The organism is Neomegalonema sp. (assembly GCF_028688855.1).
GTDB lineage: Bacteria > Pseudomonadota > Alphaproteobacteria > Rhodobacterales > Rhodobacteraceae > Neomegalonema.
The window spans coordinates 51,583-70,259 of record NZ_JAQTXI010000018.1 but is presented as its reverse complement, the minus strand read 5'-3'; the positions used below and the strand labels follow the sequence as shown (position 1 = coordinate 70,259).

Here is an 18,677-nt window from a genome sequence, read left to right as displayed (position 1 = left end):
ACAATGCGGCGCTATCAACGCCCATTGAGCGTCGTTCAATGACAGACGGATCAAGGACGCCTCCTTCACACGAAGATGGGGAGGCTCAAAAGCTCAGGAAAAATCCTGAACGTCAACAGACCCTAGACGATCTTGTCGTCAATCACCTTGAGAAACAGGTTCTCCAGCCCGAGCGGCTGGAAACTGTTCTTGCCGCCGCACTCGACCGAAGGGAAGAACATGCCGAGCGCCGCCGCGAGCATATCTCCGAGTTGAACAAGCGCTCAGCCGAATCGGAATTGCGCCTCAAGCGGCTTTATGACGCCATCGAAGCTGGCGTGACCGATCTGAACGACCCGGCGCTGAAAGACCGCATCGACGGCCTCAAGGCCATCCGGGATCAGGCCAAGGCCGATGCCGAGCGCGCACAAGCCATGCTTCAGAACACAGGGCAGAAGGCGGTGACGCCGCAGATGCTGCGCAAGTTTGCCACGACAGCCCGAGACCGCATCCGGCTGGAAGGTGGCGGCTATCGCCGCGACCACCTGCGTGCGCTCGCGCAGCGCGTCGAGGTCGCGGAGGGCGAGGTTCGCATCATGGGATCGAAGTCCCGGCTGCTACAGACGCTTGTGGCGGGAAGTGGCGTAAACTCAGTGCCCACTCAGGGACTGAAGTGGCGGAGAGGGTGGGATTCGAACCCACGATACCTTTGCAGGTATTCCGGTTTTCGAGACCGGCGCGATCGACCACTCCGCCACCTCTCCGCGGGGTCGAGCCTGTCAAGGCCGCGTTCCAATGCCAGATCCGCGCGCCGATTGCAAGCGCCTTCCCGAGTTTCGAGCCGTCGAAATCCGGATGCGTCCCATCCCGAAGCCCCCGGGCCTCCCCGCCCGGGCTCCGGGACTGGCGTCGCCGGGCGAATCGGCTTACCACCGACGGCGCGGCGCAGGCCCGGCCCCTCGCGGCCTGAGGGTCGCGTCGCGCGTCGATCGGACAGGAGGCGGCCCATGTTCTTCAAGAGCGACAACACCGCAGGCGTCGCGCCCGAGATCCTCGCGGCTCTGGCCGAGGCCAACCAGGGCCATGACCTCAGCTATGGCGAAGACGCCCTGACCGCCCGTCTGGAGGCGCGTCTCGAAGCGCTCTTCGAGCGTCCTTGCGCCATCTTCCCGGTGGTCACGGGCACCGCCGCCAACAGCCTCGCCTTCTCCGCCATGACGCCCCCCTGGGGCCTGACCTGGGCTCATGAGAGCGCCCATGTGATCATGGACGAATGCGGAGCCCCCGAAGCCTTCGCCGGAGGCGGGCGCCTCGGGCCTCTGCCGGGGCCGCAGGGCAAGATAGATCCTCAGGCCCTTGCCCGGGCGCTGGAGGCCGCGCAGAGCCATGGCGTCCATCAGAACCGTCCGGCGGGCCTGACCCTCTCCAACCTCACCGAATGGGGCGGACTCTGGCGGCCCGAGGAGATCGCCGAGGTCTCCCGCATCGCCCGCAAGGGCGGCCTCAAGGTCCATCTCGACGGCGCCCGCTTCGCCAACGCCCTCGCCGCGCTGGAGGTCTCGCCCGCCGAAGCCACATGGCGCGCGGGCGTCGATCTGCTCTCCTTCGGCGCCACCAAGAACGGATGCCTCGCGGCGGAGGCCCTGGTGGTCTTCGACCCGGCCCTGGCCGAGCACATGGCCTATCGGCGCAAGAGGGCGGGGCATCTGCTCTCCAAGCAGCGCTTCGTCTCGGCGCAGATGCTGGCCTGGCTGGAGGGCGGGCTCTGGCTGCGTCTGGCGGCGCGCGCCAACGCCATGGCGGCGCGCCTCGCCGAGGGCCTCGGCGCCTCGCCCGAAACCCGGATCCTCGGCGAGGTCCGGGGCAACATGATCTTCGTCGCGCTGCCCCGCGCGACCCATGAACGGCTTCAGGCGGCGGGGGCGCGCTATTACCTCTGGGCCGAGGAGGGGCCGGATTCGCCCGAGGTCACGATCCGGCTCGTGACCTCCTTCGCCGCCCGGGAGGAGGAGGTCGACGCCTTCCTGACGGCGGCGCGCGGCTAGGGCGTCTCGGCCTTGATCCCGACCGCCCGCGCCAGCCGCTGGATCAGGGGGCGGAGCCGGAGGAAGACCGCGTAAAGCCCCCGGAACAACCAGGAAACCGGCGGAATCCCGAGCAGACGCCCGAAACGGGCGAATCTCGGGATGCGCTCCATGGCGGCGGCGAAGGCCGGAACGCCGTCGAGGATCTCGCCCTTCTCGTCGCGCGCGTGGAGGCGGCCCAGGGCCTTCTCGCGGTCCAGCCCCTTCAGATCCTCCTCGGAGGCGAACTTGAGATTCACCCAGTCGATGTCCTCCGCGCCCGCCTGAGCGCGGTAGAACCGCACCTCGGTGGTGCAGATGGGACAGGCGCCGTCGTAATAGACCGTCAGGCGCCGTTCTTCGCCTTCTCCGACCGTAGATCCGGCCATGGTTGCGTCCTCCCCTGCGCGTCCGGTCCGCGAGCCTGCTTCAGTCTCCTTGAGCTTCAGGCTTCCGGCCAGTGCGATTCATCCTGAATTCGAGCCATCTCCCCGCGGATCACGCCTTCAGGAAAGCGGAGAGGCTTCGGGCGATCTCGTCCTTGTGGCTGGCGAGCAGGCCATGCGGGCCCCCCTTGATCTCGTGCAGCCGGGCGCCCTTGATTCCTTTGGCGGCGGCGCGGGCCGAGACGTCGATGGGCACGATCTGGTCGTCGTCGCCATGGATCACCAGCGTCGGGACCTTGAAGGCCGCGAGATCGGGGCGGAAATCGGTGGCCCCGAAGGCCTTGACGCATTCCACCGTGCCGCGCAGACCCGCCTGCATGGCCATGTCGAAGGTCCAGTTCAGGACCTCCTCGCTCACCGAGGTCTTGCCGAAGCCGTAGAAGGCCTTCGCGAAACCGGCGAAGAACTTCGGGCGGTCGGCCCGGATGCCGGAGATCATCCCCTCGAAGACCTCCCGAGGGACGCCCTCGGGGCGGTCGGCGGTCTTGAGCAGGCCCGGAACCACCGAGCCGATCAGCACGGCCTTGTCCACGCCCGCGCCCTTGTGCCGCGACATGTAGCGGGCCACCTCGCCGCCGCCCATGGAGAAGCCGACGAGGGTCGCATGCTTCCCGGAATCCGTCGCCTCCAGCACCGCCGCGAGATCGTCTGAAAACGTGTCGTAGTCATGGCCGGACCAGGGCTGGTCCGAGCGCCCGAAGCCGCGCCGGTCATAGGCGACGACCCGGTGGCCCTCTTCGGCGAGAGTCAGGGCCAGATCGTCCCAGGTGTCCGACGAGAGCGGCCAACCATGGATCAGCACCACGGGGCGGCCCTCGCCCCAGGTCTTGACGTAGAGCTTCGTTCCGTCCCTGGCCTTGACGCGCGCCATCTCCGGAATCCTCCCCTGAAATCCTTCTTCCGGAGAGGATACACCAGATTCCCGGCGAAAGGCAGAGGCTTCGGGGAGAGCCAGGACAGGAGTTCCCCTTAAAGTAGAAGGGCGCCCTCCGGCGGAGGACGCCCTGAATTTCAAGGATATGGCGCCCCTCAGGCCGCCAGTTCGGCCAGTCTGGCTTTCACCGCCGCGAAGGCCTCGGGCGCGAGGGCCGCGTCCTCGCCGCCGCCCTGGGCCGAGTCGGGACGTCCGCCGCCGCCCTTGCCGCCGAGCGCCGCCACCGCCGCCCGCACCAGCTCCACCGCCGAAATCTTCGCGGTCAGATCCTGCGTCACGCCGATGGCCACGGTGGGCTTGCCGCCCTCTTCGGCGATCAGCGCCACCACGCCGGAGCCGATCTGCGCCTTCTGCTCGTCGAGGATGCCGCGCAGCTCCTTGCCCGAGACGCCCGAGAGCAGCCGCGTCGCCAGCTTCACCCCGGCGACCTCTTCGGCCTCCGGCGCGGAGGCTCCGCCCGAACCCGCCAGCGCGAGCTTCTTCTTGAGGTCCGCCGCTTCGGCCTGAAGGGTCTTGCGTTCTTCGAGCAGAGCCTCCAGCCGCTCGACGAGCTGGCCCGGCTGCGCCTTGAGCAGAGCCGCCGCCGCCTTGAGGCGCCGGTCCTGAACCTCCAGATGCTCCAGAGCCGCCGCGCCGCTCAGGGCCTCGACGCGGCGCACGCCCGCCGCCGTCGCGCCCTCGGAGACGATCTTGAAGGCGCCGATCTCGCCCGCGCGGCCCACATGCACGCCGCCGCAGAGCTCGATGGAGTAGATCCCGCCGCCCGCCTTGCGCCCGACCGAAACCACGCGCACCTCGTCGCCGTATTTCTCGCCGAAGAGCGCGCGGGCGCCCTCGGCCACGGCCTCGTCGGGAGTCATGACGCGGGTGGTCACGACGTCGTTCTGGCGGATATAGGCGTTCACCGCCTGCTCCACCGCCGTGAGGTCGTCGATGGTCATGGCCTTGGGATGCGAGAAGTCGAAGCGGAAACGATCCGCCGCCACGAGGGAGCCCTTCTGCGCCACATGCTCGCCGAGCTGCTCGCGGAGGGCCTCATGGAGGAAATGCGTCGCGGTGTGGTTGGAGCGGATCTTTCCGCGCCGATCATGGTCCAGCTCCAGCCGCGCGGCCTGTCCGACGCGGATTTCGCCGGAGGACACTTCGCCGAGATGGGCGAAGACGCCGCCCGCCTTCTTCGCAACGCCCGAGACCTTCAGCTTGCCGCCCTCGGTGGAGAGGACGCCGTGATCGGCCTCCTGACCGCCCATTTCGGCGTAGAAGGGCGTCTGGTTCAGCACCACGCTTCCGGTCTCGCCCGCCTTGAGGCTGTCCACAGGGGCGCCCTTGGCGTCGAGGATGGCGAGGATCTGGCCTTCGGCGCTCTCGGTCTCGTAACCGAGGAACTCCGTGGCGCCATGCTGCTCCTTGAGGTCGAACCAGACCGACTCGTCCGCCGCCTCGCCCGAGCCGACCCAGGCCGCGCGGGCCTTGGCCTTCTGCTCGGCCATGGCGGTTTCGAAGCCCTTCAGATCGACGCTGCGGCCTTTTTCACGCAGGGCGTCCTGGGTGAGGTCGAGCGGGAAGCCATAGGTGTCGTAGAGCTTGAAGGCCGCCTCGCCGGAAAGGGGCTGGCCCTCGCCGAGCTTCTCCAGCTCGTCGTCGAGCAGGCGCAGGCCGCGGTCCAGAGTCTTCTGGAAGCGCTGCTCTTCAAGCTTCAGGGTCTCCTCGATCAGCGGCTTGGCGCGGATGAGTTCGGGGAAATGGTCGCCCATCTGACGCGTCAGAGCAGGCACCAGACGCCACATCACCGGATCCTGAGCCCCCAGCATATGGGCGTGGCGCATGGCGCGGCGCATGATCCGGCGCAGCACGTAGCCGCGGCCTTCGTTGGAGGGCGTCACGCCGTCGGCGATCAGGAAGCTCGTCGCGCGCAGATGATCGGCGATCACGCGGTGATGGAACTTGCCCTGTCCGTCGGGATCGCTGCCGGTGGCCTCGGCGCTGGCGAGGATCAGGCTGCGCATGAGGTCGGTGTCGTAATTGTCGTGCTTGCCCTGAAGCACCGCGCCCACGCGCTCCAGACCCATGCCGGTGTCGATGGAGGGGCGGGGCAGATTCAGCCGCGAGCCGTCGGCCTGCTGCTCGAACTGCATGAACACGAGATTCCAGATCTCGATGAAGCGGTCCCCGTCCTGATCGGGCGAGCCCGGAGGGCCGCCGGGGATCTGCGGACCATGATCGAAGAAGATCTCCGAGCAGGGGCCGCAAGGCCCGGTCGGGCCCATCGACCAGAAGTTGTCCGAGGTGGCGATGCGGATGATGCGCTCGTCGGGCAGGCCCGCGACCTTCTTCCAGAGATCGGCCGCCGCGTCGTCGTCATGGTAGACCGTGACGAGGAGCTTGTCTTTCGGCAGGCCGAATTCCTTCGTGACCAATTCCCAGGCCAGCGGAATCGCCCGCTCCTTGAAGTAATCGCCGAAGGAGAAATTGCCGAGCATCTCGAAGAAGGTGTGATGCCGGGCGGTGTAGCCCACATTGTTGAGGTCGTTATGCTTGCCGCCCGCGCGCACGCATTTCTGACTCGTGGCCGCGCGCTCGTAGGGCAGCTCCTCCAGACCCGTGAAGACGTTCTTGAACTGCACCATTCCGGCGTTGGTGAACATCAGGGTCGGGTCGTTGCGCGGCACGAGCGGGCTGGATGCGACCTCCTGATGGCCGTTCTTCACGAAGAAATCGAGAAAGCTTCGCCGAACGTCGTTGAGGCTGGCCATAGCTCAAGGCTCCATCAGGAAAGAGAACGGCGGCTTTTACCTCGCGCAGGAGAAACTGTCCAGAAAGGCGGGGTCAGGCCGTCTCCTGCGCCGCCGCCTTCCGGCGCCAGGCCGCCAGATGCGCGTTGAGAAGCTCGGCCATCTCCTTGGCGGAATGGCCCTCGTAATTGACGGGCAGGTAATCGTCTCCCCCGGAGAGGGCCTTGTTCGCCCGTCTCCACAGGCTTTGCGGCTGCGCGCCCTCCCTGTAGGCCCAGATCACCATGGACGCCCCTTTCATGGAGTAGACGAAGAAGCCTTTTTCCGCGATGTCGGCGAAAGCGATCCGTCGGCGCCCCTTGAATCCATCGCTCAGCTCCATGCCCTCCGCATCGATGCTCAGGCCGCTGCGGCCCGGAAGGAGATGCGACGCCGCAGCCGCTCCGCAGAGCAGGAAGAACGCCGCCCCGCCATATTTCAGAAGCTGCTCGGCGGGGGTGGCGTCGGGGAGCAGCAAGCTGCCCACGACGAAGGCGAAGCTCCCGAGCGTGAGCAACAGGATCCTCGTCCGGTTCGCCTTCAGAAGCTTCGGCGAAGTCTCGGGCGCCGCCATGATCTTCTCCGTGAAATCCGGTCGCTGAAGAGGCGTTCATTCTGCGCGGCGCCCCTCAGGCGCGCAAGTCCGAGCGAAAAGGGCGCGGATGTCCTCCGCGCCCTTTCAAGATATCTTCCGAAGTCTGGTTCTGAAGTCCGGGCGGCCTCACACGTCGAGATTGTCCACGTTCAGCGCGTTTTCGAGGATGAACTCGCGGCGCGGCTCGACCAGTTCGCCCATGAGGTTGGCGAAGATGGAATCCGCCTCGTCGGCGTGGCTCACCCGGACCTTCAGCAGAGTGCGGGCGCCGGGGTCGAGCGTCGTCTCCCAGAGCTGTTCGGCGTTCATCTCGCCGAGGCCCTTGTAGCGCTGCAGCTGAACGCCGCGTTCGCCTTCGGCCATCACCGCGTCGAGCAGGGGGCCGGGGCCGCGCAGAGCCGTCGCCTTGTCGCGCCGACGCAGCACCGCCTCGCCCGCGTAGGTCTCCGCGAGCTCCGCCGCCAGAGCCTGAAGCCGCCGGGCCTCCGTCGAGCGCAGCACGCCCGCGTCCAGAGCCCGCGCCTCGGAGACGCCGCGCAGCATCCGCGAGACCTTCAGCCCGCCGCCCTGCGTGACCTCGCCGGACCAGCCCCTGGCGTGCTCCTCCTCCATGGCGTCGAGCCTTGCGGCCAGAGCCTCGGCGAGGGCGGAATCGGGCTCGCGCTCGGGGTCCAGAGCCCCGACGATGGCGGCCTGCTCCATCAGCGCCCGGGAGAATTGCGGCGGCAGCGTCGAGAGCGCCGAACGGGCCTTGCGGGCCGTCTCGACCACCCGCGCCAGATCCGGCCCCGCGAGGGTCTCGCCGCTCGCCAGCGTGAGGGTCGCGCCTTCGAGCCCGCCCGCCACGAGGTAATCCTCAAGGGCCTTCTGATCCTTGAGGTAGACCTCGGACTTGCCGCGCGTGGCTTTGTAAAGCGGCGGCTGGGCGATGTAGACATGGCCGCGCTCGATGAGTTCGGGCGTCTGGCGATAGAAGAAGGTCAGCAGCAGGGTGCGGATATGGGCGCCGTCGACGTCGGCGTCCGTCATGATGATGATCTTGTGATAGCGCAGCTTGTCGGCGTCGAACTCCTCATGGCCGATGCCGGTGGCCAGCGCCGTGATCAGGGTGCCGATGGTCTCCGAGGAGAGCATCTTGTCGAAGCGCGCGCGCTCCACGTTGAGGATCTTGCCGCGCAGAGGCAGAACCGCCTGAGTCGCGCGGTCGCGGCCCTGTTTGGCCGAGCCGCCCGCCGAATCGCCCTCGACGATGAAGATCTCGGATTTCGCCGGATCGCGCTCCTGGCATTGCGCCAGCTTCCCGGGCAGGGAGGCGATGTCCAGCCCGACCTTCTTGCGCGAGAGCTCGCGGGCCTTGCGGGCGGCCTCGCGGGCGAGGGCGGCCTCCAGGATCTTGCCGAGGATCTGTTTCGCCTCGGCGGGATGCTCCTCGAACCATTCGCCGAGCTTCTCGTTGACGAGGTTCTCCACGGCGGGGCGCACCTCGGAGGAGACGAGCTTCTCCTTGGTCTGGGAGGAGAATTTCGGATCCGGCACCTTCACCGACAGCACGCAGGTGAAGCCCTCGCGGGAATCCTCGCCCGAGAGCGTGACCTTCTCCTTCGCCGCCGCGCCCGAGGAGTTGGCGTAGGCGTTGATGGTGCGCGTCAGGGCGCCGCGCAGGCCCGCCAGATGGGTGCCGCCGTCCTTCTGCGGGATGTTGTTGGTGAAGCAGAGGGTGTTCTCGTGGTAGCCGTCGTTCCACCAGAGCGCGGCGTCCACGGTCACGCCGTCGCGCTCGCCGCGGATGACGATGGGGTCCTTCAGCAGGGGCGTGCGGGCGCGGTCGAGATAGCGCACGAAGGCCTCGACGCCGCCCTCGTAATGCAGCTCCATGGATCTGGGCTCGACCGAGCGGCTGTCCTCCAGGAGGATCCGCACGCCCGAGTTCAGGAAGGCGAGCTCGCGGAGGCGATGCTCCAGCGTGCGCCAGTCGTATTCGGTCACGCCCTTGAAGGTGTCGCCGGAGGCGAAGAAGGTCACGCGGGTGCCGCGCTTGCCCCCGGCCGGGCCGACCTCGGTGAGGGACTGCGCCACGTCGCCGCGCGCGAAGCGCACCTGATAGGCCTTGCCGCCGCGCCAGATCTCCAGCAGCAGCCAGTCCGAGAGGGCGTTGACCACCGAGACGCCCACGCCATGCAGGCCGCCCGAGACCTTGTAGCTGTTCTGGTCGAACTTGCCGCCCGCATGGAGCTGGGTCATGATGACCTCGGCGGCGGAGACGCCTTCCTCCTTGTGGACGTCCACGGGGATTCCGCGCCCGTCGTCCTCGACCGTCACCGAGCCGTCGGCGTTGAGCGTCACGCGCACATGGCTGGCGTATCCGGCGAGGGTCTCGTCGATGGCGTTGTCCACCACCTCGTAGACCATGTGGTGCAGGCCCGACCCGTCGTCCGTGTCGCCGATGTACATGCCGGGGCGCTTGCGCACCGCGTCGAGCCCGCGGAGCACCTTGATGGAATCCGCGCCGTAATCGGAGCCGTCGTCGCCGGGAAGGCGTTCGTCAGACATGTCCCGTCCTTTACAGATTGGCCGCCAGAGCCGCCCCGGCGAGGATCATCGCCGCGCCGCAGACGCGGTTCAGCCAGAGCGTTCCGCCCGGAGTCTTCAGCCTGCGCCCGGCCTCGGCGGCGAGGGCGGCGTAGGAGCAGAGGACGAGGAGCAGGACAGGCGGAATCACGGCCAGAATCAAAATCTTCTCTCCGCCGGAGAGTTTCCCAATATCGAAGAAAACCGGCAGGAGCGCCAGATAAAAAAGCGCCGGCTTGGGGTTCCCCAGCGTGACCGCCAGACCGCTGAGGAAGGTGGCGCGGAAGCCTCCGGCCTCTCCGGCTTGGCCGAGCGTCATGGCCTCCGGCGGGGCGGCGAGCATCCGCCAGCCCATCCAGACGAGATAGGCGCCGCCGCCCACGCGCACAAGGGTCAGAGCGGGCGCCCAGAGCTGCGCCGCCGCCGCGAGGCCGAAGAGCGCCGCCGCCGCCCAGATCATGTCGCCGACCACCGCGCCCCAGATGAGCGGCGTCGTGCGGCGGAAGCCGTAGGAGATGGAGCGCGGCAGAAGCGCCGCGACGAAGGGGCCCGGCGCCATGGCCATGAGCAGAAGGGCCGAAGCGTAGAGGGTGACGGCGTGGAGGGTCATGGGAGACGTCCGGCGCGAAGGGAGCCCCCGCGCGAGGGGGCGCGCCGGGATCTGAGGCGCGGTCAGGCGAGGGGCTGGAACAGCGACGCCGCAGGGCGTCGCGGGAGATTAGCGTCCCTGACGCGGAAAGCGAGTCCCGTCTCGCGGCCTCCGCGCGCATGAAAAAGGCCCGCGTCGGGAAGACGCGGGCCGAGTCTGCGCATGCCCGGAAGCGCCCGCAAGGGCGCTTCCGTCGAGGAAACCGGGCGCCCGGATGGGAGCGCCTGTCGTGGAAACCGGGCGCCCGGATGAGAGCGCCCGTCGAAAGAAACGTCGGAAGGGTCGAAAGATCAGAACTTCACTTCGCCGGTCAGCGTGACCAGACGGCCAGGCGCCATGTTGGCGAAGAGGCCGACATGGGAGCCGTCGTAGATCTTCTCGTCGAAGACGTTGTTGGCGTTGAGCCGCAGGGTGAAGTTGTCGTTGAACTCGTAGGAGGCCATCAGGTCCACGCGGACATGCGAAGGCAGCTCCAGCGTGTTGTCGTCGCTGGCGAAGCGGTCGGACATGTAGCTCACGCCGCCGCCGAGGGTCAGGGCGGGAGTCACGTCGTAGGTGGTCCAGAGGCTGGCGCTGTGCGGAGCGATGTATTTCGCCCGGTTGCCGTCGTTGGTTCCCCGTCCGTCGTCCTTGATGCGGGAGTCGACGTAGGTGTAGCCCGCCGAGACGCGCCAGCGGTCGGTGATCTCGCCGCGCAGGCCCAGTTCGAAGCCCTTGGCCTCGCTGTTGCCCACCAGAGCGACCAGGCCCGTCACCGGATCCGTGGCGCGCTGATTGGTCTTGTCGGTGTAGAAGGCCGCCGCCGTGGCGCCGAGCCGGCCGTCGAAGAAGTCCCACTTCACGCCCGCCTCGTAGCTGCGGGTCTCTTCGGGATCGAGGTTGACGGTGTTGTTGTTGAGGCCGCCGCCCGCCGCGCCGTCGGCGCCGCCGGACTGGCCCGCCGTCTCGCCCGAGGGATTCGAGGAGGTGCCGAAGGCCAGATAGACCGAGCCGTCCGGAGTCGGCTTGTAGGTCAGGGCCGCCTGGTAGTTCCACATCTTCGAGTGGTTTTCGAGCGCGCCGCTGGAGACCTTGTAGTCGTCGTAGCGCAGGCCGAGGCTCAGCAGCCACTGGTCGTTGAACTTCAGCGTGTCGAAGAGATAGGCCGAAGCGGTCTTGGTGCGGGTGGGCTCGCCGTAGGCGCCGATGGTCGGGCTGAAGGGGAAGGCCGTCCAGGGATCCGGATTGTAGAGGTCGGTCGGCGGAAGGGCCGACAGCGAGGCCGGATCGCTGAAGCTCAGGTTGGCCGACTCCAGCTTGTCGCGGGTGATTTCGGCGCCGAAGGCGAGGTCATGCGCGATGGGGCCGGTGTCCAGCTCGTAGGTGAAGTCGGTGCGGTTGCCCCAGGAGGTGTTGCGCCGCGCCGAGCTGCGCAGGTCGCGGTTCACCTGGACGCCGCTCGCGTTGATCGTCGGGCGGGTGATGGCGTATTCGTTCGTGCCCCGATTGTAGGAGAACACGTTCTGCGCCGTCAGGCCGTTCTCGAACTCGTGGCGGAGCTTGAAGGTGCCGATGGTGGTCGTCACGTCGCGGAAGTCGCGGTGGACCGAGCCGTAGAAATTGTCGCGGTCGATGTCGTCCACGGGGCGGAAGGGGTCGTCCTTGCTGGCGACGCGGCCGGGCTCTCCGCGCGCGTTCGCCCAGTAGGAGGCGGTCTGGAAAGGAACGCCCAGATCCGGCGTCTCTTCGGATTTCGAATGGTAGAAGCTCAGCACGGCCTGGGTCGGGCCGCGCAGGCCCCAGGCGATGGAGGGCGCCACGCCCCAGCGCTTCTCGTCGCGCGGGCCGCGGCCCGGGACGTCGGCGTCGTGATAGAGCGCGTTCAGACGGACCGCCACGTCGGCGGGGGCGTGGTAGTAATTCGCGTCGACGGTCTGGCGCAGATAGGAATCCGTGCCGAGCGTGCTGTTGCTGTGCAGGAAGGTTTCGTCGGCGGGCTGCTTGCTGACGATGTTCAGCGAGCCGCCGGTCGAGCCGCGTCCGGTGTAGGCCGAGCCGGGGCCCTTGGAGACCTCGATGGCCTCGGAGTTGAAGCTCTCGTAGGCCGAGCGGCCGAGATTGCGCTGACCATCCACGAAGATGTCGGTGCTGGCCTCGAAGCCGCGGATGAAGGGACGGTCGCCGACCGGCGTGCCGCCCTCGCCCGAGCCCAGCGTGATGCCGGGCGTGGTGCGCAGCACCTCGGCGAGCGAGGCGGCGCCGCGCTCCTCGATCTCGCGCTGGGTGATGACGGTGATGGTCTTGGGCGTGTCGAGCAGGGGCTGGGTGAAGGTCGGCGAGGCGACGCCGTCCACCTTGTAGGCCTCCATGTACTGCTGCGGCGCCGGCGCCTGGGAGCGCACCGCCGTTCCCGTCAGATGGATGGGCTCCAGCTGGATCGCCTGCTGCTGCGGCAGGGCCGCCGGGACGGGCTGGACCACGACCGCCTGAGCGGGCTGGGCGGGCGCGACGACGTAGGCGGGCGTCGCGGGAGGCAGGGGGGCCCTGACCGTGGGATCGGCGAGCGGCGCAGGCTCCGTGAAGGATCCGGTCGTCTGGGCCAGGGCGGCGGGAGCCGCAAGGGCGGAGGCGGCCACCAGCATCGGCAGAAGGCCGAGGGTGATGTTGCGGGATTCGCGCGAATCCGTCGAGTCGGTCTGAGGCATGAAGGAGGGTCCCCGTCTGGCGGCGTCGTTGCTGCAACGCATCGAACTCTGGGGGCTGGGGCTGGAGCGCGCATGCGCGCGGCTCCGGGGCAAGACGGAGGTTTGCGCGACGGCCTGTGTCTGGCTGAGCCGGTCGTCGATGTCCCGCGCAGGAAAGTAATCCTTTCGCGCTGCGTCAAGACAAAATCCTGCGCGCAGGAAGATGGACGCCCGGTTGTGGCCTCAAGGCGTCTTTGCGGCGGGATTCCGGCGGAATCGGGGCGGATCGCCCGAAGGCTCCGGGCTTAACCGATCTCTAAGCCCCTTGCGCTTGGATGGGCGCCGAGACCTGCAGGAAACGGACGCCCATGACCGAGCCCAGAACCGACGACGAATGGACGGAGGACGAATGGGGCGAAGAGGAGGAGGCGTCGCCCGCCGCCCCTCGCCGCAAGGGTCGATGGCGCGCCTTCGCCGCCGGAGCGGCCGTCGGAGCCCTTCTGCTCGCGGGCCTGGCGCTGCTGGGCGGAGGCGGAGGCGAAAGCCGGGACCGCGCGCTCAGTCCCGAGGTGGCCGCCGTCTTCCATGCGCCCGAACCCTTCTCCATGGACCGCGGCCCGGGGACGCCGGGAAGGCTGGGGGCGGCCTCGCCCGGCTTCGCGCCCGGTCTGGCGCCCGGTCTGGATCGAGCCGACCCTCTGGCCACGGGCGACATTCCCGCGCGCGTCCTCGCGCCGGGGCTGCCGCCGCCGCCCGCCTTCGTTCCGCCCGGCGACTGGGAGCAGGGATGGGCGCCCATGGAGCTGGACGGAGATCCCGCGCCTCCGCATCTCTCCGCCTTTCCCTCCGCGTCCGGACTCGCGCGGGAGGCCGGGGTCTCGACCGATCTGGAGCCCGCGCCTGCGCCTTCTCCCGAGGCCATGCGTCTGGAGAGCGCGCTTCTGGCGCCGCCGGGCGCCGACGCCGCGCCCGTCGCCGATCTGGCGGGCTTCGCCGAGGAGGCCGCCGCCGCCGTCGGAGTCGAGGCGCCCGCCGCCGCGCCCGCGCCGCGTCGGCGTCCGGAGCCTCAGGCGGAGACGCCCGCCCCTCCCGAGGAGGCGCCCGCGCCCGCCCCTGCGCCTGTCGGGGAGTCGGCGCCCGCCGATTCGCCTGCGCCGCGCCCCCGGCCGCCCGCGCCCGAACACGCCCTCCGCGACGGCGGGCCGTCCGATCCCGACGTCTATTCTCCGCCCCGGACTCCGCCCCAGGCTCTCCAGGCCGCGACGGCGAGTCCCGCGCCCCTCGCGGGCGGTCCGCGCGGCGGATGGAGCGCCCGCCTGAAGCTGGAGGGCGCCGCCGAAATCGCGCTGGCCGCCGCCGCGCCGCCGCCGGTGCATGATCCGGAGCCGCCGAAGGCCTCCGCCGCCGCGCCGATCCACGACCCGGCCCCGACCGTCGCCGCATCCGCTCCCGCCGCCGAGGCTCCCGCCGCGCCCCAAGGGCCGCCGATGATCTCCGCCGCCGTGAAGTTCGGGGCGGAGTTCGGCCCCGAGATCACCCCGGAGGCCTTCGCGGCCATGGATCTCGCGCCGGAGCCTCTGGAGACGGGCGATCTGCCCAGAGTGCGGACCGCGCCCATCGACAGCCCGGAGGACGGTCCCTTCTCGGCGCGTTCGGAGGAGCCGTTCTCCGCGCCTGCGCCGCGTCGCCGCGCGGCCGAGCCGGTCCTTCCGCCCGACGCGCCGCGCGCCACGGTGGTTCTGACCGCCCTCGGCCTGCACGAGGCCACCACGAACCGCGCCATCCGCGACACGCCCGACGCGGTGGCTCTGGCCTTCGCCCCCATCGGACGCCGCGTGGAGGAGCGCGTGGCCTCGCTCGGGGCGGCGGGCCGCGTCGCGCTGGTCGAGGCCCCCATGGAGGCCATGAGCCGCAGCGCCACCCCCGACGAGATCACCCTCGCCACGGGACTCGCGGCGGAGGAGAATCAGGCGCGTCTGGCGAGGGTGCTGGCCCTCGCGCCCAGGGCGGCGGGGATCTCGACCTACATGGGCGCGCGCTTCACCGCCGACGCCGAGGCTCTGGCGGGAGTTCTGCCGATTCTGGCGCAGCGCGGGCTGATGCTGCTCGAAAACCAGCCGACCAACCGCAGCCTCCTGCGCGATTCGGCCCGGAGCGCGGGCGTGCGCTACGCCGCCGCGCCCATCGCCCTCGACCGCGAGCGGAGCGCGACCGCCATCCGCGCGGCGCTCGCCCAGCTGGAGCGGCGGGCTCTGGCCGACGGCGAGGCCGTGGGCGTCATGGCGGTCTCCGGCGAGGCGCTGGACGCTCTGGCGCTCTGGACCGAGGGCCTGGCCTCAAGGGGCGTGCGGCTGGCGCCGCTCGGGGAGGCGCTGGAGTAGGAAAGCGCCCCTGCGTCCGGCGCGGGCGCGGGTCTGTCTGTCCCGCCGCCTGCGCGACGCCGCTTCGGAGACTTGCGTCCGGCGCGGGCGCGGGCCTATCTCCGGGAGATCAGTCCTTCAGGAGCCTCGCCGTCTCATGACCCAAGCTTCCCAGCCGGATTCCGCCCGCGATCTCTCGCTCTATCGCCCCTGCGTCGGGGTGGCGCTGATCAACCGCGAGGGCCTGATCTTCGCAGGCCGCCGACTCGACACGCCCGACGCCTGGCAGATGCCGCAAGGCGGGCTCGACAAGGGCGAGACTCCGCTCGAAGGGGGCCTGCGCGAACTCCGCGAGGAGACCGGCGTGAAGAAATCCCGCGTCGAGGTTCTGGCCCTCACCGAGGACTGGATCTCCTATGATCTGCCGGATCATCTGATGGGCAAGGTCTGGGGCGGGAAATGGCGCGGCCAGAAGCAGAAATGGCTCGCCCTGCGCTTTCTCGGCGCGGATTCCGACGTCGACATCACCCGCGAGCCGGTCGAATTCTCCGAATGGCGCTGGATGAAGCCCGAAGACCTGCTGGCGGGCATGGTCTCCTTCAAGCGCGAGGTCTATGTCGAGGTGCTCAAGCGCTTCACGCCGCATTTCAGGCCCTCCTGAGGCCTTTCCGGACCCGCCGGAGCCGAAAGCGGGGCCTGCGCCTTGACGCCGCGCGCTCCGCCCGCGAATGTCTCCGACGAAAGTCGCAGAAAAGCGGCTCCGCCCCATGAAACGGGCGAGGCCCGGACATGATCCTCAGGCGGCGGCCTCTTCGCAGGAGGCGGCCCCGGGAGGCGTGACGGGCCCTGCGCCCGAAGGACTTCAAGAGGAAGCGCCCCCATGCCAGCTCCTACGCCCGAAACGGATCTCGACGCCCGCGCTCTGGCCTATCACGAGCATCCGCGTCCCGGAAAACTGGCGATCCAGGCCACCAAGCCGCTCGCCACCCAGCGCGACCTCTCCATGGCCTATAGTCCCGGCGTGGCGGCGGCCTGCCGGGCCATCGCGGCCGATCCTCTGGCGGCGGCGCGCTACACCGCGCGGGGGAATCTCGTGGCGGTGATCTCCAACGGCACGGCGGTTCTGGGGCTCGGGAACATCGGCGCTCTGGCCTCCAAGCCCGTGATGGAGGGCAAGGCGGTGCTCTTCAAGAAATTCGCGGACATCGACGTCTTCGACATCGAGATGAACGCCGACGATCCGCAGAAGCTCATCGAGGCGGTGGCGGCGCTCGAACCCACCTTCGGCGCGATCAATCTGGAGGACATCAAGGCCCCGGAGTGCTTCCAGGTCGAGCGCGAGCTGAAGGCCCGGATGAACATCCCCGTCTTCCACGACGACCAGCACGGCACGGCCATCGTGGTGGGCGCCGCCGTGACCAACGCTCTGGAGATCGGCGGCAAGGCCATCGAAAGCCTCAAGGTGGTCTCGACGGGCGGCGGCGCGGCGGGCATCGCCTGTCTGGAGCTGCTGATCACGCTGGGCGTCAAGCGCGAGAACATCCGGCTTTACGACATCGGCGGGCTGGTCCATCCCGAACGCGAGGACCTCAGCCCCGAAAAGGCCCGTTTCGCCCAGCCCGGCCCGCGGCCCGAACTCGCCGAGGCGCTGAAGGGCGCCGACGTCTTCCTCGGACTCTCGGCGCCGGGGCTGCTCACGGGCGAGATGGTCAGGGACATGGCGCCCCGGCCGATGATCTTCGCGCTGGCCAATCCCACGCCGGAGATCATGCCGGAGGTCGCCCGCGCGGCCCGTCCCGACGCCATGATCGCCACGGGAAGATCCGATTTTCCGAACCAGATCAACAACGTCCTCTGCTTTCCCTTCATCTTCCGGGGCGCCCTCGACGTGGGCGCGCGCGAGATCAACGAAGAGATGAAGATGGCCGCCGTGCGCGCCATCGCCGAGCTGGCCCGCGCCACCGCCGCCGCCGAGCTCGCCAACGCCTATGAAGGCGAGGATCTGCGCTTCGGCCCGGACAACCTCATCCCCAAGCCCTTCGACCCTCGCCTGCTGGAGGCCGTGGCGCCCGCCGTGGCGCAAGCCGCCATGGATTCGGGGGTCGCCACGCGGCCCATCGCGGATTTCGCCGCCTATCGCGAGGGGCTGGCGCGCTTCGTCTATCGTTCGGGCTTCCTGATGAAGCCGGTCTTCGCGCGGGCGCGGGGACTGGAGAAGCGCGTGGTCTACGCCGAGGGCGAGCATGAGCGCGTCTTGCGGGCGGTTCAGGCCGCCATCGAGGAGAAGCTCGCGCGGCCGATCCTCGTCGGGCGGCGCAAGGTGGTCGAGGCGCGTTGCGAGAAATTCGCGCTCAAGATCCGCCCGGACGTGCATTTCGAACTCTGCGACCCCGAGGACGATCCGCGTTACGGCGAATACTGGCGCGGCTATCACGCGCTGACCGAGCGTCAGGGGGTTTCTCCGGACGCCGCGCGGCAGATCATCCGCACCAACACCACGGCCATCGCCGCCATGATGCTCCAGCGCGGCGAGGCCGACGCTCTCGTCTGCGGTCTGGCGGGGCATTACCTCTGGCATCTGAAATATCTGGAGGGGGTGATCGGACGCCGCGCCAGCGCCTGCCGTCTGGCTTCTCTGACGGCGGTGATCACGCCCAAGGCCACGGTCTTCATCACCGACGCCTACGCCGCCTCCGAGCCCTCCGCCGAGGATCTGAGCCAGATCACGCTGATGGCGGCTCAGGAGATGCGGCGCTTCGGCGTCGAGCCCAAGGCGGCTTTCGTCTGCGGCTCGAATTTCGGCGCCCGCGACACCCCCGGCGCCCTGAAGCTGCGCAAGACGGTGCGCCTCCTCGACGAGATCCGCCCGGATTTCGAATATGAGGGCGAAATGCACGTCGACGCGGCCATGGATCCGACGGTGCGTCAGAGGATCTTCCCGAGCTCGCGCCTTCAGGGACCGGCCAATCTGCTGATCTTCCCGAATCTCGACGCGGCGCATGCGGCGGTGAATCTGCTGGTCAGCATGGCCGACGGGCTGCGGGTCGGGCCTTTGCTGATGGGTCTGAACAAGCCCGCCCACATCGTCACGCCGACCACCACGGCGCGCGGCATCCTCAATGTGACGGCGCTCGCCGCCGTGGACGCCGCCCACGCCGCCCAGCTCGACCGTCGCGAGGAGCAGGCGGCGGAGTGATGCCTTTAAAGCGGGGGAGGGCGATCCTCCCCCGTCCGCGGTTTCAGGGCTGAGGCTTGGCCTCGCCATGGGCCTTGAGCCAGGCCTCAAGCTGAGCGATCTCGGCCTCCTGCGCCCTGACCACCTCTTCGGCGAGGGCGCGCAGCTCGGGATCCTTCCCATATGTCAGCAGCGTGCGGGCCATCTCCACGGCGGCCTGATGATGCGGGATCATCTGGGCGGCGAAATCGGCGTCGGCGTCGCCGAGCGAGGGCGTCCCGTGCATGTCCTCCATCATCTTCGTCATGGCCGCGCCATATTCCGCGAAGGCCGCTTCGGCGGGCGAGGCCTCGGCCTCTGCAGGGGCGGCGCCGTGAGCGCCATGGGCGGAATGGTCCTGAGCCGAAGCCGGGACGGCGCTCAGGCATAATCCGAGCAGAAGGGCGGGCAGAAGGGCGCGGGACATGGAGGCCT

General features: G+C 69.1%; 13 protein-coding genes and 1 tRNA gene. 4 read left to right on the top strand and 10 right to left on the bottom strand.

The annotated features are described in order from the left end of the window. Positions 1–263: 263 nt before the first annotated feature. Both PHN62_RS13365 and PHN62_RS13360 read right to left on the bottom strand, forming a co-directional pair. On the bottom strand, positions 264–524 hold the full coding sequence (locus PHN62_RS13365) for a hypothetical protein (RefSeq protein ID WP_300151461.1): 261 nt from the start codon (positions 522–524) through the stop codon (positions 264–266). Between the two features lie 129 nt (positions 525–653). After that, positions 654–743: transfer RNA gene (locus PHN62_RS13360), tRNA-Ser, on the bottom strand. 243 nt (positions 744–986) lie between these two features. On the opposite strand from PHN62_RS13360, the gene PHN62_RS13355 reads away from it, so the two are divergent. Beyond that, the gene (locus PHN62_RS13355) at positions 987–2,024 is read left to right on the top strand and encodes a low specificity L-threonine aldolase (RefSeq protein WP_300151459.1); all 1,038 of its coding nucleotides are present in this window, start codon (positions 987–989) and stop codon (positions 2,022–2,024) included. Here the strand turns inward: PHN62_RS13355 and PHN62_RS13350 are convergent. From PHN62_RS13350 to PHN62_RS13320, 7 genes are all read right to left on the bottom strand, one after another. Further along, positions 2,021–2,431 carry a thiol-disulfide oxidoreductase DCC family protein gene (locus tag PHN62_RS13350; RefSeq protein WP_300151457.1) on the bottom strand — a complete coding sequence of 137 codons (411 nt, stop codon included), beginning with the start codon at positions 2,429–2,431 and terminating at the stop codon, positions 2,021–2,023. The two genes, PHN62_RS13355 and PHN62_RS13350, sit on opposite strands and share 4 nt — an antisense overlap. A 109-nt stretch (positions 2,432–2,540) precedes the next feature. After that, the gene (locus PHN62_RS13345; RefSeq protein ID WP_300151455.1) at positions 2,541–3,359 is read right to left on the bottom strand and encodes an alpha/beta hydrolase; all 819 of its coding nucleotides are present in this window, start codon (positions 3,357–3,359) and stop codon (positions 2,541–2,543) included. 158 nt (positions 3,360–3,517) lie between these two features. Further along, positions 3,518–6,175 (bottom strand): alanine--tRNA ligase, encoded by a 2,658-nt coding sequence (gene alaS / locus PHN62_RS13340; RefSeq protein ID WP_300151453.1) that lies wholly within the window; start codon positions 6,173–6,175, stop codon positions 3,518–3,520. 73 nt (positions 6,176–6,248) lie between these two features. Beyond that, a complete protein-coding gene (locus PHN62_RS13335) occupies positions 6,249–6,767 on the bottom strand; it encodes a hypothetical protein (protein ID WP_300151451.1) in 519 nt (172 codons plus the stop codon). Positions 6,768–6,914: 147 nt separating this feature from the next. Beyond that, positions 6,915–9,338 (bottom strand): DNA topoisomerase (ATP-hydrolyzing) subunit B, encoded by a 2,424-nt coding sequence (gyrB, locus tag PHN62_RS13330; protein WP_300151449.1) that lies wholly within the window; start codon positions 9,336–9,338, stop codon positions 6,915–6,917. Between the two features lie 10 nt (positions 9,339–9,348). Continuing rightward, positions 9,349–9,966 (bottom strand): LysE family translocator, encoded by a 618-nt coding sequence (locus PHN62_RS13325; RefSeq protein ID WP_300151447.1) that lies wholly within the window; start codon positions 9,964–9,966, stop codon positions 9,349–9,351. 329 nt (positions 9,967–10,295) lie between these two features. Beyond that, the gene (locus PHN62_RS13320; RefSeq protein WP_300151445.1) at positions 10,296–12,689 is read right to left on the bottom strand and encodes a TonB-dependent siderophore receptor; all 2,394 of its coding nucleotides are present in this window, start codon (positions 12,687–12,689) and stop codon (positions 10,296–10,298) included. A 347-nt stretch (positions 12,690–13,036) separates the two neighbouring features. Here PHN62_RS13320 and PHN62_RS13315 point away from each other — a divergent pair, with 347 nt between their 5' ends. From PHN62_RS13315 to PHN62_RS13305, 3 genes are all read left to right on the top strand, one after another. Continuing rightward, positions 13,037–15,049: a divergent polysaccharide deacetylase family protein gene (locus PHN62_RS13315; protein WP_300151443.1), complete on the top strand. Its 2,013-nt coding sequence runs from the start codon at positions 13,037–13,039 to the stop codon at positions 15,047–15,049. Between the two features lie 136 nt (positions 15,050–15,185). Further along, positions 15,186–15,689, top strand: coding sequence for an RNA pyrophosphohydrolase (locus PHN62_RS13310; protein WP_300151441.1), 504 nt, complete (start codon positions 15,186–15,188; stop codon positions 15,687–15,689). A gap of 219 nt (positions 15,690–15,908) precedes the next feature. After that, the gene (locus PHN62_RS13305; protein WP_300151439.1) at positions 15,909–18,224 is read left to right on the top strand and encodes an NADP-dependent malic enzyme; all 2,316 of its coding nucleotides are present in this window, start codon (positions 15,909–15,911) and stop codon (positions 18,222–18,224) included. A gap of 43 nt (positions 18,225–18,267) precedes the next feature. On the opposite strand, the gene PHN62_RS13300 is transcribed toward PHN62_RS13305, so the two are convergent. Next, a complete protein-coding gene (locus tag PHN62_RS13300; protein WP_300151437.1) occupies positions 18,268–18,669 on the bottom strand; it encodes a DUF305 domain-containing protein in 402 nt (133 codons plus the stop codon). Positions 18,670–18,677 lie beyond the last annotated feature (8 nt).

Bases quoted from the DNA above. Each gene is read 5' to 3' on its own strand.
- PHN62_RS13355 (WP_300151459.1), top strand. From the start codon at position 987: ATGTTCTTCAAGAGCGACAACACCGCAGGCGTCGCGCCCGAGATCCTC.
- PHN62_RS13350 (WP_300151457.1), bottom strand. From the start codon at position 2,431: ATGGCCGGATCTACGGTCGGAGAAGGCGAAGAACGGCGCCTGACGGTC.
- PHN62_RS13345 (WP_300151455.1), bottom strand. From the start codon at position 3,359: ATGGCGCGCGTCAAGGCCAGGGACGGAACGAAGCTCTACGTCAAGACC.
- alaS (WP_300151453.1), bottom strand. From the start codon at position 6,175: ATGGCCAGCCTCAACGACGTTCGGCGAAGCTTTCTCGATTTCTTCGTG.
- PHN62_RS13335 (WP_300151451.1), bottom strand. From the start codon at position 6,767: ATGGCGGCGCCCGAGACTTCGCCGAAGCTTCTGAAGGCGAACCGGACG.
- gyrB (WP_300151449.1), bottom strand. From the start codon at position 9,338: ATGTCTGACGAACGCCTTCCCGGCGACGACGGCTCCGATTACGGCGCG.
- PHN62_RS13325 (WP_300151447.1), bottom strand. From the start codon at position 9,966: ATGACCCTCCACGCCGTCACCCTCTACGCTTCGGCCCTTCTGCTCATG.
- PHN62_RS13320 (WP_300151445.1), bottom strand. From the start codon at position 12,689: ATGCCTCAGACCGACTCGACGGATTCGCGCGAATCCCGCAACATCACC.
- PHN62_RS13315 (WP_300151443.1), top strand. From the start codon at position 13,037: ATGACCGAGCCCAGAACCGACGACGAATGGACGGAGGACGAATGGGGC.
- PHN62_RS13310 (WP_300151441.1), top strand. From the start codon at position 15,186: ATGACCCAAGCTTCCCAGCCGGATTCCGCCCGCGATCTCTCGCTCTAT.
- PHN62_RS13305 (WP_300151439.1), top strand. From the start codon at position 15,909: ATGCCAGCTCCTACGCCCGAAACGGATCTCGACGCCCGCGCTCTGGCC.
- PHN62_RS13300 (WP_300151437.1), bottom strand. From the start codon at position 18,669: ATGTCCCGCGCCCTTCTGCCCGCCCTTCTGCTCGGATTATGCCTGAGC.